The following is a 13,271-nucleotide window of genomic DNA, read 5'->3' on the forward strand; positions in this document are numbered from 1 at the left end:
AGTAAAAAGGATCTGATATTCATATCAGATCCTTTTTCATTAGCAACACAGTATACTTACTTATCGTATTTGTTTGAATTGACATTAGAAACTACTGGTTTTCCTAATACTACAATCTTTAGCTCTCAATTTCTGATAAACATTATAATAATACGCTTCATTTTTATTTAGTATTTTTTCTGCAAGTTATAAATGTAATAGCGACAAACAACTTAGATAACCTTATAAGCAATATCATAATCGTGAATAGTTAGGGAAAAGATAAAATAAGGTAATCAATTACATATCTTTATCCCAGGCGATTCATTGCTATCTTCTTTTTATTGAATGGGATATTTTATTTTATGCTTTTTTGAAAGGGTGTTTTTAATGGATAAAAAAGTATCTGCCATTCCTCAACCGAAAACATATGGATTGCTGGGGAATCTCCCATTAATCGATAAAGATAAGCCGACCTTATCCTTTATCAAGATAGCGGAAGAGTATGGTCCCATTTTTCAAATTCAAACTTTAAGTGATACCATCATTGTCGTTTCTGGGCATGAACTGGTAGCAGAAGTCTGTGACGAAACAAGATTTGATAAAAGTATAGAGGGTGCTTTAGCGAAAGTTCGCGCCTTTGCTGGAGACGGATTATTTACAAGCGAGACTCATGAGCCTAACTGGAAAAAAGCTCATAATATTTTGATGCCTACATTCAGCCAACGAGCAATGAAAGATTATCATGCTATGATGGTCGATCTTGCCGTACAACTCGTTCAAAAATGGGCGCGGCTTAATCCGAATGAAAGCGTAGATGTACCAGAGGATATGACTCGCCTTACATTGGATACAATTGGTCTATGTGGTTTTAATTATCGATTTAATAGCTTTTATCGTGAGACCCCTCATCCTTTTATTACTAGCATGAGCCGTGCTCTAGATGAGGCGATGCACCAATTACAGCGGCTGGATATAGAAGACAAACTCATGTGGAGAACGAAACGTCAATTTCAGCATGATATTCAATCTATGTTTTCTTTAGTAGATAATATTATTGCTGAACGTAAAAGTAATGGAAATCAGGAAGAAAATGATTTACTTTCCCGTATGTTAAATGTGCAGGATCCGGAAACTGGGGAAAAATTAGATGATGAAAATATTCGTTTCCAAATTATCACTTTTTTAATAGCTGGGCATGAAACAACAAGTGGATTGTTGTCTTTTGCAATTTATTTTTTATTAAAGAATCCGGATAAATTGAAAAAAGCCTATGAAGAAGTAGATCGGGTTTTGACAGATCCTACTCCAACATACCAACAAGTTATGGAACTTAAGTATATACGGATGATTTTAAATGAATCGCTACGTCTATGGCCTACTGCTCCAGCATTTAGTCTCTATGCAAAAGAAGATACAGTGATTGGTGGGAAATACCCAATTAAGAAAGGAGAAGATCGTATTTCTGTTCTTATTCCACAGCTACATAGGGATAAAGATGCATGGGGAGACAATGTGGAAGAATTCCAACCTGAACGATTTGAAGAGCTGGATAAGGTTCCTCATCATGCTTATAAGCCATTTGGAAATGGTCAACGAGCATGTATCGGTATGCAGTTTGCACTTCATGAAGCCACACTCGTAATGGGAATGCTTCTTCAACATTTTGAATTCATCGATTATCAAGACTATCAGCTGGACGTAAAACAAACATTAACGCTAAAGCCTGGTGATTTTAAAATTAGGATTCTACCCCGAAATCAAACTATTAGCCATACTACTGTTCTTGCGCCTATAGAGGAGAAATTGAAAGACCATGAAACCAAGCAGCAAGTTCAGAAGACGCCTTCTATTATAGGAGCCGATAATCTTTCGCTTCTTGTTCTGTATGGATCGGATACTGGGGTAGCAGAAGGTATTGCAAGAGAACTAGCAGATACAGCTAGTTTAGAAGGTGTTCAAACGGAAGTGGTAGCTCTTAACGATCGAATTGGAAGTTTGCCAAAAGAAGGGGCGGTTCTTATTGTAACTTCTTCTTATAATGGAAAACCACCAAGTAATGCAGGGCAGTTTGTGCAATGGTTGGAGGAATTAAAACCTGATGAGCTAAAAGGTGTTCAATACGCAGTTTTTGGTTGTGGAGATCATAATTGGGCTAGTACTTATCAGCGAATTCCAAGATACATTGATGAGCAAATGGCTCAAAAAGGAGCAACAAGATTTTCTACACGTGGAGAAGCGGATGCAAGTGGTGATTTCGAGGAACAGCTCGAGCAATGGAAACAAAGCATGTGGTCTGATGCGATGAAGGCATTTGGATTGGAACTCAATAAAAATATGGAAAAAGAACGCAGTACATTAAGTTTACAATTTGTTAGTCGTCTTGGAGGATCTCCTCTTGCGCGAACATATGAAGCAGTTTATGCATCTATACTAGAAAATCGTGAACTTCAATCATCCAGCAGTGATAGAAGCACACGACATATCGAGATATCCTTGCCAGAAGGCGCTACGTATCAAGAAGGAGACCACCTTGGGGTGCTGCCAATTAATAGTGAGAAAAATGTCAACCGAATTTTAAAACGCTTTGGATTAAACGGGAAGGATCAAGTCATATTGAGCGCAAGTGGGCGTAGTGTAAATCACATACCTTTAGACAGTCCGGTTAGTTTATTTGACCTTCTTAGTTATAGTGTAGAAGTTCAAGAAGCAGCCACTCGAGCACAAATACGAGAAATGGTGACATTCACAGCATGTCCTCCTCATAAAAAGGAATTGGAATCATTACTGGAAGACGGGATTTATCATGAACAAATATTAAAGAAACGTATGTCAATGTTGGATCTTCTTGAAAAGTATGAGGCTTGTGAAATTAGATTTGAACGCTTTTTAGAACTTCTTCCGGCGCTCAAACCGCGTTACTATTCAATTTCAAGCTCTCCACTCGTTGCACAGGATCGTCTGAGCATTACGGTCGGTGTTGTGAATGCGCCTGCATGGAGTGGGGAAGGGACATATGAAGGAGTCGCTTCTAATTATTTAGCTCAGCGTCATAATAAAGATGAGATTATCTGTTTCATTCGAACGCCACAATCAAGCTTTCAATTACCTGAAAATCCAGAAACACCAATTATTATGGTGGGGCCAGGTACTGGAATTGCACCATTCCGTGGATTCTTGCAAGCGCGTCGTGTTCAAAAACAAAAAGGTATTAACTTAGGACAAGCACATCTATATTTTGGTTGTCGTCATCCTGAAAAGGATTATCTCTATCGTACAGAACTAGAAAATGATGAAAGAGATGGATTAATCTCTTTACACACAGCTTTTTCTCGCCTAGAAGGATATCCAAAAACATATGTACAGCATTTAATAAAACAAGATAGAATCAATTTAATTTCACTATTAGATAAAGGAGCTCATCTTTATATATGTGGTGATGGAAGTAAAATGGCTCCTGATGTAGAAGATACCCTGTGTCAAGCATATCAAGAAATTCATGAAGTCAGTGAACAAGAAGCAAGGAATTGGTTGGATCGTGTGCAAGATGAAGGGCGATATGGAAAAGATGTTTGGGCTGGTATCTAAATTCTTCTTAATTAGATAAGTACTATTTCATTCACGAACTTCTTTCGACCAAGTATAATTTTAAACAAAATAAACTGATTTATAAAAACCCTGTATTTTTTATTGAATATGGGGTTTTCTTATTTTTAAATAAAAGGGATGTATATGTTGATTCAAAATCCAATAATCTTTATGCTTTATATACACAACATGGTAGATTTGACTTAATAAAAAGGGGAACCATCAGGGAGAAGTAGACTTTAATTTAAAATCAACAAAATGCGTAATTGTTGTTACTCATTCACAAGAAGTTGCAAAAAAATCAGATCGAGCATTTTATTTAAGTAAAATGAAGTTAGTATTAAACGAAATTAAGAATAGTTAAGAAAAAGCTATTTATGTTCTCAATTAACATAATTTTTGAAATATACAAATGTTAATATTTGTTATATGATATGTTTGTCAAAGTACTATTCCTGTAGTTTCTATAATGAATCTGTAAGATAGTTTGTCTGTCTGTCTGTCTGTCTGTCCCATATATTCACCTTAAACTAAAAAGAACTTGCAGAGATTTCTACAAGTTCTTTTTAGTTTAAGGGTTGAATGTGGATTTGAAATAAAGAAACGATTTTTCGAGAGGAGAAAAGTAAATGTTTATAAGAGCAGAAAGATTATTAATACGAAATTTTGAGTTCAAAGATTGGCAAGCTGTCCATGAGTATACATCAGATAGCGATGTTATGAAATACATACCCGAAGGGGTTTTTACTGAAGAAGATACAAGAAACTTTGTAAATAGAAATATGGGTGAAAATGCAGAGAACTTCCCTGTGATACTGGTAGATGAAAATATTCTGATTGGTCATATTGTTTTTCATAAATATTTTGGTGAGCATACTTATGAGATTGGGTGGGTATTCAATCCTAAATATTTCAATAAAGGATATGCTTCTGAAGCAGCACAAGCTACATTAAAATATGGGTTTAAGGAAATGAAATTACATAGAATTATAGCTACATGTCAGCCACAAAATACCCCGTCATATCGATTAATGGAGAGAATTGGAATGAGAAGAGAAGGATATTTCAGGAAGTGTATACCCCATGGAAATGAATGGTGGGATGAATATTATTACGCTATTTTAGAAGAAGAGTAGTGTCTCAGAACGCATTGTTTAAATCAAAATCATAATTAAAATTGTGCTATCCTTTTTTGAGAATTGCTTGGTCTATAAAATAATTAAAATGTGGGCGATGCTCTATGCTCATCAAGCTAACATTATATAAGTTTAATTTCATGTAAGATTTTTTCTTTTTCTAAAGATCCAGTGCAAGTTCTTTAAAAGTTTGCATACAAATAAACCCTATCAGACTTCAATTTTTTTGATTACGCTACAGGATTGTGAGACATAGAAAAGTTATATATGACGCCTAAGATATCAAAGACTGTTTTCCTCTCATGTCTATGGGGTTTTGTCCGTTTTTCTGTAAGTGATTAAACAGACGAAACAATATCTCTGTTAATTCTTGGGTGTCTTTTTGTAAGGCTCTTTTCGTAAAGGTTTTTCTTTTAATTAAAATAAAGGTTAATTTTCTTAATACGGTATAATATCTACAGCAGATTATTCAGCAAACGGGCAGGATTGTGAAAGTATTGAGTTCGAGATATCTTCCTAAAAAACATTACTATAATAAAAGGATGACAAAATTTTTATGGTTAGTATGATAATTTGGAAACAGAAGTTAGCTTAATCTATGAAAACCTTATCAGAGGAGTGATGTAAGTGAAACAAAATGTTTACGATAATCCGAATTTCTTCAAAAACTACACAGCGTTGCGTGAAAGTGGAATAAACGCTAATGAATTCATAGAACAGCCAGCAATCAAATCATTAATTCTGTGTTTGAAAGGAAAATCGGTATTAGACTTGGGTTGCGGTGATGGTCATTTTTCAAAGTATTGTATAGAAAATGGTGCAAAAAACGTAGTAGGTGTAGACATATCCAAAAATATGATTGAACGTGCTAAAAAGTTAAATCAGGATGATAACATAGAATTTATGTGTCTTCCTATGGAGGATATGGGACTAACCAATCAAAAGTTCGATCTGATTATAAGTTCCCTCTCTATACATTACATTGAAGATTACTCGGCAATGATTCAAAAGATTAATGAACTATTAAAAAGCAGTGGTGAATTTATCTTTTCAACCGAACATCCAATAGCAACAGCTCGCAAAGGAAGCAACCATTGGATAAAAACGGAGGATGGTAATAAATCACACTGGGCATTAGATAATTATCAAGAAGAAGGAATCAGAGTACACAACTGGTTTGTTGACGATAGTGTGGTTATTTATCATAGAACAGTTGCCACACTAATAAATACTTTAATTGAACATGGACTTTCGCTGGATAAAATAATCGAACCACAATCAACTTTGGCAGGGATAGAGAAAATGCCAGATTTAATAAACGAATCACGAAGTCCATCTTTTATTATAATCAAGTCAAAAAAAAATAATATTTAAAAATATCTACTGCAATCTGGGAGCTTTTATTGAATTACGAAAACAGCCGTTTCACTAAAGAATGGCTGTTTTTTTAAAACAAAACCTAAAGTCGTTAAACTGTATGCATTCGAATTGAAAATATTGAACTTAGGAGTGAGTGAAAATGGCATATTTATTACAAGTTGATTTTCCGTTTGAAGGTCCTTTTGGTGAAGAAATGGAAAAAGGATTTTGGGATTTAGCAAAAAGTATTAACGAAGAAGAAGGATTCTACTGGAAAATATGGACTGAGAATGAAGAAACAAAAGAAGCTGGAGGCATTTATGTATTTGAGGAAAAACAAGATGCTGAAAAATACGCTGAAATGCACAAGAACAGACTTGAAGCAGCTGGTGTTAAAGATATGAGAGTAAGAATTTTTAACATTAATGAAAAATTAACGGAACTGAATCGTGGGTATACGAAATAATTCCGGCAGTCGGAGCAAGCGTAAAAGGAGGGGATAATCTGGTATTATCCCCTTTAGGTAGACAGTAAAAAAAGAATCCATCTGGTAGGATGGACTCAATACTGTTTTATCTGGAGGGGATTTTTTTATGGCAAGAAAAGGACAATCATTTCAAAAATATACAGAAGAACTAAAACGAGAAGCAGTTCGTCTTCGAGTAGAAGACGGGAAATCATTACGAGAAATTCGTGAACAACTTGGCATAAAGAGCGATGCACAAATTATAGAATGGGTAAAGTGCTCTCAACAAGGGCAGTCATTTGATGATCAACGTGGTACTTGGAATCGTAAGAATTTTAATAGTCTTGAAGAAGAAAATACATATTTGAAGGCGCAGGTTGAATATTTAAAAAAGCGCAATCCAAATCTACACGGGAAGGAATGGTCTTAAAGAAAGAACGATTTTCTCTTATCGATTCACTACGCCAGATATATCCACTCAAATGGTTATTTCAAATTGTAGAAGTGTCTAAGGTTGGATACTATAAATGGCGAAAATATCATAATGTGCATCGTTTACACCAAAAAAGGGATATGTGGCATAATAAAATGTACCCTATAGAATAGACACTAAAAAAAATCTATTCTATAGAGTACAGATTAATCTATCACCTTTTTTATTTTTTATCAAAAAATAAATTTAAATCAGTTTTATCCGTATCATAAGCTAAAGCTTCAGCAATACAATCTTGAATAATTTCTAATTTAGCTTTTTCAAAGAATGGTACTGAAAAAATATAATCCGATCCTGCCCTTTGAATAATCAATACATTTTGCAAACCACTACCTAAAATACCAATTCCGATTAATAGTAAAATAAGTCCGAATATAAAGTTGCTTCCTATGGTATTAAAGGAAAAAAGAAGAATAATCAATCCTAATATAATGAGCTTTATTCTATACTGAGAAGAAATCATTGTAGAACTAATATTTTTTAAAGGAATGTTTTGATTATCTTTTCCAGCAGGAATAAACCCTAATATAGTGTTTCCGGTAGATACTTTTACAAATCTTGAATCAACTGAAACAAATCCTTTAATCCAAAAAAACAAAAGTGACAAAGAAAAATCTGTTTTTTTCTCCATTTTATCCTCCTAAAATGTAAAATATTCAATTTATGAAAATAGTATATCAAATTTTCCGTAAATTGGGAATGGTGTAATTTATTCTTTGTAGGTAACACTTTTTTCTTTGTTGCTGGTTCCTTCAACCTTTTCACTGTTTGTTTTTTTGTTAATATTCTATTTATGAAAAAGATTATATTTAATAGAATTCTTCCAACGAAAACGGAAACTTCTTTTATCTTCCAATTATTTATTAGGATTGCATAAAGGATTGGAAGTAGTATAAGGGCCAAAATTCTGATTCTTTTCTATCTCTCCGTCTCAAAAAACTCAATCCACTCTCCATCAGGACCAGCGAAGAATATGTAACGTGTTCCATCTGGTAATGTTTCAATTTCTTCTCCTAGTAAAAAGGTTACTTTTTGTTTCTTTAGTCTTTCAATTTCATCCTTTAATGAATCCACTTTAAAGCAAATGTGATGTACTTTTCCTTCTGCCGGAAGAGAAGAGTTGTAGCCTTCAATTAATTCGAGTATCGTTTCCTTCGATTCTTCCACACCTAAAAAAGCGAGTTTTAAGTCTGGATTCGGGTGACCCATACGTTTAATGAGCTGTAAGCCAACTACTTCTTCATAAAATGAAATAGATGTTTCTAAGTTTGCGACCATAAGACCGATGTGTTCAATTCTTCTAACTGGCATGTAGATCCCTTCTTTCTGAAAATTATATACAATATGTTATTGAAAATTAAGAAAATAAGCAAGATAAAAACCTTACAAATTTTAGCGTGTTATATGGTATAGTGAGAAAGTATGTTTGGGGAGAAGGAAGGAGATTATACGATGAATACACCTACTCAAACTCCTTCATTATCGGCAACGATGAAAGAGTGGCATTATGCATTAGCGTATGAAATTAAACATTGGAAAACGATAGGTGGTAGTAAAATTTCTATCATGAACGGTCGTTTTTTATATACAGATTATGAAAGTACAGTATACGTATTTCAGCTTATTTCGGAAGTAAGCTTACCGGAAGGTTCACCAATTCGAATTGAGTTTGATGGTGAGGAAGCGACAGGAGAAGTATTATCTGTACATGGATTAGAAATAGAACTGAAATTAAATGATTATATACAAGGTGAAATACGAGAAGCTGTTTTATACAGTGAACCGTGGCAATTGTTAGAGCAACTACAAGAGCGATTGAAAGAGGCACATAAAGATAAACTAAAACGTAGTCGTATAAAGCGTCTTGTTGATGGGACGAGCAGTCCGAAACATATTGAGAAGATGAAAAATCCGAAAAATGAATTGGCGTATCGTTCGTTTTACAATCCGACAACGTACGTGTGGGGACCCCCTGGAACAGGGAAGTCTTACAATTTATCACGTATTATTTCGGCTCATTATCAAAAAGGAAAATCGGTACTTGTATTAGCTCATAGTAATGCGGCAGTAGACGTATTAATGAGTGAAGTAACGAAGCAAATTGAGAAGAAAAAGAAATGGACACCTGGCGAAATTGTTCGTTACGGTTATAGTCAACATGAACATATAAGAAATCATGAAACATTACTTACGTCGAAGTTAGTTGAAACGACGAACGGATCATGGGGAGAAGAAAGACTCTATTTAGAGGAAACACGACAAGATCTTCGTGAAAAGATTTTATCATATAAAGCGACTTCTGCTGATAAGAAGCGTATACAAGAGATTGAAAGTGATCTTCGAAAGCAAAAAGCGAAAATTAAAGAAGTAGAAAAAGAATACATTGAAAATGCGAAAGTAATCGGTGCGACTTTATCGAAATGTGCCATTGATTCACTTATTTATGAGCGTACATTTGATTTAGTTGTAGTAGATGAAGTGAGTATGGCATATGTTCCGCAAATTGCATTAGCTGCTTCACTTGGAAAACGTATTGTCGTTTGTGGGGACTTTTTACAGTTACCTCCAATTGCGATGGCGAACCATGAACTCGTTCGAAAATGGCTTGGGGAAGATATGTTTTATCATGCCGGAATTGTTGATTCTGTTAATAAATCAGAAGCACATCCGAACCTATTTATGTTGCAGGAACAAAGGCGTATGCATGCGGATATATCGAAGTTTACAAACTCATTTATTTATAAAAATAGAGTATACGACCATCCGTCTGTTTCAGAGCGTAAGGAACTTGCGCGATTGCAACCGTTCGCAAATGAGGCAAGTGTTTTATTTGATACGAGCTTAATGGGAGCCTTTTCGTTAAAGGACGCTGCTTCTGGTTCTCGATTTAACATTATGTCTGGTTTAGTAGCGATGCAAATGATGTTAATCGGACTGTTAGATGGTGTTCAATCGATCGGTGTTGTTACACCTTACAGGGCACAATCTCGCTTTTTATCAACGTGTATTAGAGAAATGTTGCAGAGAACGAAATATCAAAACATACCAGTTTTAGCGGCGACGGTTCATAAATTCCAAGGTTCTGAAAGAGATATGATGATATTTGATACGGTTGATAGTTATCCGCAAGAACGACCTGGCGTGTTATTCTTTGACCATAAAAATCATCGCCTCGTCAACGTTGCAGTAACGAGAGCGAGAGGGAAGTTCATTCAATTATCAGATTGTCATTATATGCGTAAAAACCTTTCGAGAAAACAAGCGTTATCACAATTAACAGCTCATATAGAACGTCACGGAGATGTATATGATCGTACGACATCAAGACAATTGTGGGAGCGGAAAATTTCGAAACGTTTACGCTGGTTTATGGAAATGAATCTTGAAGAGCCGAAAGGGTTATTGAAAGATATTTTAGCCGCAAAACGAAAAATTATTATTTCATTTCCAAGTACAAAGCAAGTGGATAAGCGAGTCTGGCAAGCGTTAATGCGTACAAATGCGCAAATAACAGTGTATAGTGATGGACCAGTTCCGTTAAAAAATGTAAAGTTACAAAGACAAAATAAAGCATTCCCGTTTATCGTAATCGATGATGAAATCTTTTGGGCGGGAGCACCGCTCACATCTCAAATGATATTTGAAGGTAGTATGGAATTTCCGTACGTATGTGCAAGATTACAAGCACCTGAGACAATTGGTGTGTTAAAAGGATTTTTAGATATCCGGTAAATTCGGATAGGAATTCCTTGACTTTTAATCGGAATGAACATAGAATGAATATAATTTAATATAATCTTATGAAAATTCTTATCACGAGAGGTTGAGGGACTGGCCCTATGATACCTCGGCAGCGGATTCTTTTATGAATACTGTGCCAATTCCAGCAAGGTAACTTGAAAGATAAGAAAGAAGCTCATTTTGACTGTATATGCAGAAGCCTCTTTCTATCTTTTAGAAAGAGGCTTTTTTACGTGAAAATATAAGGGGGAAGAAAAATGGGAGCGACAGGAGTAACGTCACAAAGAAAAACAATTGAAGAGAGTATAGAAAGAAATAAGGAAAAGTACATAGAAACAAGTCACGATATTCATGCGAATCCAGAGATTGGTAACCAAGAGTTTTATGCATCAAGAACGTTAAGTTTATTACTAGGTAGTGCAGGCTTTCAGCTGCAGCACAATATAGCTGGACATGAAACAGGTTTTATCGCGCGAAAAAGTTCAGGAAAACAAGGACCAGTCATCGCATTTTTAGCTGAGTATGACGCTTTACCGGGACTAGGTCATGCGTGTGGTCACAATTTAATTGGCACAATTAGCGTTGTGGCAGCAATCGCATTATCAGAAACACTTGAAGAAATTGGTGGGGAAGTTGTCGTGTTTGGAACACCAGCTGAAGAAGGAGGGCCAAACGGTAGTGCGAAAGCGAGTTATGTAAAAGCGGGGTTATTTAAAGATATTGATGCGGCACTTATGATTCATCCGAGTGGAAAGACAGCGACAACGAGTCCTTCATTAGCAGTCGATCCACTTGATTTTCATTTTTACGGAAAAACAGCTCATGCTGCGGCTTCACCAGAAGAGGGGATTAACGCATTAGATGCGGTGATTCAGCTGTACAACAGTATTAACGCACTTCGCCAACAACTTCCGTCAGATGTAAGAATTCATGGTGTTATTACAGAGGGCGGAAAAGCACCTAACATTATTCCTGACTACGCCGCAGCAAGATTTTTCATCCGCGCAGCAACGCGAAAAAGATGTGCAGAAGTAACAAAAAAAGTAAAAAATATCGCACAAGGAGCAGCGTTAGCAACAGGTACAAAAGTAAAAATTCATCAATTCCAAAATGAAATCGATGAATTGCTCGTAACAGAAACATTTAATGACGTCGTAGCCGAAGAACTAGAACAACTTGGTGAAGATGTAAACCGTAAAGAAAGAGTAGGGATCGGCTCAACAGACGCAGGAAACGTAAGCCAAGTCGTACCGACAATTCATCCGTACATTAAAATTGGACCAGACGATTTAATTGCGCATACGAATGAATTTAGAGAAGCAGCACGTTCAGAACTTGGAGATAAAGCGTTAATTACATCGGCAAAAGCACTAGCGAATACGGCGTATCGATTAATTACGGAAGAAGGGTTGTTAGAGAAGGTGAAGGAGGAGTTTAGAGAGGCGCAGAGAAATCAGGGATAGGTGAGAAAGAGACGTATCTCTGGATTTTCTAGTAGGAAATTGAATGAAAAAAGAATCAGCCTATGGCTGGTTCTTTTTATATTATATAAGAATTATTCCACATACACTCGGTATCTTTATCTTAGTACCCTCTTATCAGAACGACAATTTCTCCTCAAACTCACTCTTTAAAACAATTAAAGGAGACGATAATCCAAATTGCATTAAGGAGTCTAAAAATGTAGCGAGAGAATCCATCGAATTGCTCATGACCTTCATCATATAATTAAACTCCCCGCTAATTCGATATAAATTAGTTACTTCGGGAGCGGCATTACAAAATTGGATGAAATCAGAGCATTGGCTTGTTTTAAACATGATGAATGCTTGAATGTTTTTATTAATTTTAGAAGGCTCAAATTTTGTTCGGCAAGCCGCTATAACTCCTTGATCTTCAAGTTTATTAATACGCTCTTTTACAGCAGGTTGCGTCATGGATATGATCCGTCCTATTTCTGAAACAGAAATTCTCGCATTTTCATACAACAAGTTCATAATTTCATGGTCAAATTCATCTAGTTTTACTGCGTTTTGCATTGTGTAGCCTCCTTGCTTTATTTTCTAAAGTGAATCGTAAAGTTACAAAATTTTCTACATGAAGCTACACTCTAGAAAACAGGATTTAGGGGAATCAGACATGAGATATTTTAAAGGAAAACAATTCAAGTAAGATGTTATTTTAGTAGTTGTCGGCTACTACTGCCGTTTTTCTTTCGGTTATCGTGATGTATCTGAAATCCTGAAAGAACGTGGTATTTCAGTGAAAACAACAACCATCATGCGATGGAGTCATAAATATGGCAATCCCATCTATCGAATTTGGAAAGTAAAAAATAAATCTGCACGCTTATGAAACCATTCATACCCTATATAAACAAAGGCGAAGTCTTCAAAGAGACTCCGCCTTTTCAACGTACAATGAACTTCAACAATTACTACCTAAACATTGTTCTGCATTTACCAACCTGTTTATGCTTTTTTCAAACTTTGCAACAGAACCAGTTTAA

At 35.5% G+C, this 13,271-nt stretch carries 9 protein-coding genes, 4 pseudogenes and 1 riboswitch; of the genes and pseudogenes, 9 read left to right on the forward strand and 4 right to left on the reverse strand.

Features of this window, described 5'->3' with window-relative positions; genetic code table 11:
• The first annotated feature begins 369 nt into the window (after positions 1–369).
• From cypD to ACUN0F_RS17235, 3 genes and pseudogenes are all read left to right on the forward strand, one after another.
• The gene (cypD, locus tag ACUN0F_RS17225) at positions 370–3,567 is read left to right on the forward strand and encodes a bifunctional P-450/NADPH--P450 reductase (RefSeq protein WP_445539790.1); all 3,198 of its coding nucleotides are present in this window, start codon (positions 370–372) and stop codon (positions 3,565–3,567) included.
• A 247-nt stretch (positions 3,568–3,814) separates the two neighbouring features.
• Positions 3,815–3,931: pseudogene (locus tag ACUN0F_RS17230) on the forward strand (ABC transporter ATP-binding protein); the annotation flags it as partial.
• A gap of 265 nt (positions 3,932–4,196) precedes the next feature.
• Positions 4,197–4,703 (forward strand): GNAT family N-acetyltransferase, encoded by a 507-nt coding sequence (locus ACUN0F_RS17235; RefSeq protein ID WP_098155823.1) that lies wholly within the window; start codon positions 4,197–4,199, stop codon positions 4,701–4,703.
• Between the two features lie 230 nt (positions 4,704–4,933).
• Here ACUN0F_RS17235 and ACUN0F_RS17240 read toward each other — a convergent pair.
• Positions 4,934–5,097, reverse strand: a pseudogene (locus ACUN0F_RS17240) (IS4 family transposase); the annotation flags it as partial.
• 233 nt (positions 5,098–5,330) lie between these two features.
• Here ACUN0F_RS17240 and ACUN0F_RS17245 point away from each other — a divergent pair.
• From ACUN0F_RS17245 to ACUN0F_RS17255, 3 genes and pseudogenes are all read left to right on the forward strand, one after another.
• Positions 5,331–6,077: a class I SAM-dependent methyltransferase gene (locus ACUN0F_RS17245; protein ID WP_098090490.1), complete on the forward strand. Its 747-nt coding sequence runs from the start codon at positions 5,331–5,333 to the stop codon at positions 6,075–6,077.
• Positions 6,078–6,222: 145 nt separating this feature from the next.
• Entirely contained in the window at positions 6,223–6,528 is a 306-nt protein-coding gene (locus ACUN0F_RS17250; protein WP_264461115.1) for a monooxygenase, read from the forward strand.
• A gap of 127 nt (positions 6,529–6,655) precedes the next feature.
• Positions 6,656–7,116: pseudogene (locus tag ACUN0F_RS17255) on the forward strand (transposase); the annotation flags it as partial.
• Positions 7,117–7,184: 68 nt separating this feature from the next.
• Here ACUN0F_RS17255 and ACUN0F_RS17260 read toward each other — a convergent pair.
• Both ACUN0F_RS17260 and ACUN0F_RS17265 read right to left on the reverse strand, forming a co-directional pair.
• On the reverse strand, positions 7,185–7,652 hold the full coding sequence (locus ACUN0F_RS17260; protein ID WP_264461116.1) for a hypothetical protein: 468 nt from the start codon (positions 7,650–7,652) through the stop codon (positions 7,185–7,187).
• A 287-nt stretch (positions 7,653–7,939) separates the two neighbouring features.
• Positions 7,940–8,332: a VOC family protein gene (locus ACUN0F_RS17265; protein ID WP_445539791.1), complete on the reverse strand. Its 393-nt coding sequence runs from the start codon at positions 8,330–8,332 to the stop codon at positions 7,940–7,942.
• Positions 8,333–8,443: 111 nt separating this feature from the next.
• Between ACUN0F_RS17265 and ACUN0F_RS17270 the strand changes: the two genes are divergently transcribed.
• Both ACUN0F_RS17270 and ACUN0F_RS17275 read left to right on the forward strand, forming a co-directional pair.
• The gene (locus ACUN0F_RS17270; RefSeq protein WP_445539792.1) at positions 8,444–10,753 is read left to right on the forward strand and encodes an AAA domain-containing protein; all 2,310 of its coding nucleotides are present in this window, start codon (positions 8,444–8,446) and stop codon (positions 10,751–10,753) included.
• 75 nt (positions 10,754–10,828) lie between these two features.
• Positions 10,829–10,931, forward strand: a riboswitch (SAM riboswitch).
• Positions 10,932–11,019: 88 nt separating this feature from the next.
• On the forward strand, positions 11,020–12,225 hold the full coding sequence (locus ACUN0F_RS17275) for a M20 family metallopeptidase (protein ID WP_445539793.1): 1,206 nt from the start codon (positions 11,020–11,022) through the stop codon (positions 12,223–12,225).
• A 135-nt stretch (positions 12,226–12,360) separates the two neighbouring features.
• Here the strand turns inward: ACUN0F_RS17275 and ACUN0F_RS17280 are convergent, their stop codons facing one another.
• Positions 12,361–12,801 carry an Lrp/AsnC family transcriptional regulator gene (locus ACUN0F_RS17280; protein ID WP_445539794.1) on the reverse strand — a complete coding sequence of 147 codons (441 nt, stop codon included), beginning with the start codon at positions 12,799–12,801 and terminating at the stop codon, positions 12,361–12,363.
• A 139-nt stretch (positions 12,802–12,940) separates the two neighbouring features.
• On the opposite strand from ACUN0F_RS17280, the pseudogene ACUN0F_RS17285 reads away from it, so the two are divergent.
• Positions 12,941–13,108, forward strand: a pseudogene (locus ACUN0F_RS17285) (IS6 family transposase); the annotation flags it as partial.
• Positions 13,109–13,271 lie beyond the last annotated feature (163 nt).

Source organism: Bacillus sp. 1A, assembly GCF_052682215.1.

What these genes read in the sequence shown, in the direction of transcription:
- cypD (WP_445539790.1), top strand. Translation starts at nt 370, where the DNA reads ATGGATAAAAAAGTATCTGCCATTCCTCAACCGAAAACATATGGATTG.
- ACUN0F_RS17235 (WP_098155823.1), top strand. Translation starts at nt 4,197, where the DNA reads ATGTTTATAAGAGCAGAAAGATTATTAATACGAAATTTTGAGTTCAAA.
- ACUN0F_RS17250 (WP_264461115.1), top strand. Translation starts at nt 6,223, where the DNA reads ATGGCATATTTATTACAAGTTGATTTTCCGTTTGAAGGTCCTTTTGGT.
- ACUN0F_RS17260 (WP_264461116.1), bottom strand. Translation starts at nt 7,652, where the DNA reads ATGGAGAAAAAAACAGATTTTTCTTTGTCACTTTTGTTTTTTTGGATT.
- ACUN0F_RS17265 (WP_445539791.1), bottom strand. Translation starts at nt 8,332, where the DNA reads ATGCCAGTTAGAAGAATTGAACACATCGGTCTTATGGTCGCAAACTTA.
- ACUN0F_RS17270 (WP_445539792.1), top strand. Translation starts at nt 8,444, where the DNA reads ATGTTTGGGGAGAAGGAAGGAGATTATACGATGAATACACCTACTCAA.
- ACUN0F_RS17275 (WP_445539793.1), top strand. Translation starts at nt 11,020, where the DNA reads ATGGGAGCGACAGGAGTAACGTCACAAAGAAAAACAATTGAAGAGAGT.
- ACUN0F_RS17280 (WP_445539794.1), bottom strand. Translation starts at nt 12,801, where the DNA reads ATGCAAAACGCAGTAAAACTAGATGAATTTGACCATGAAATTATGAAC.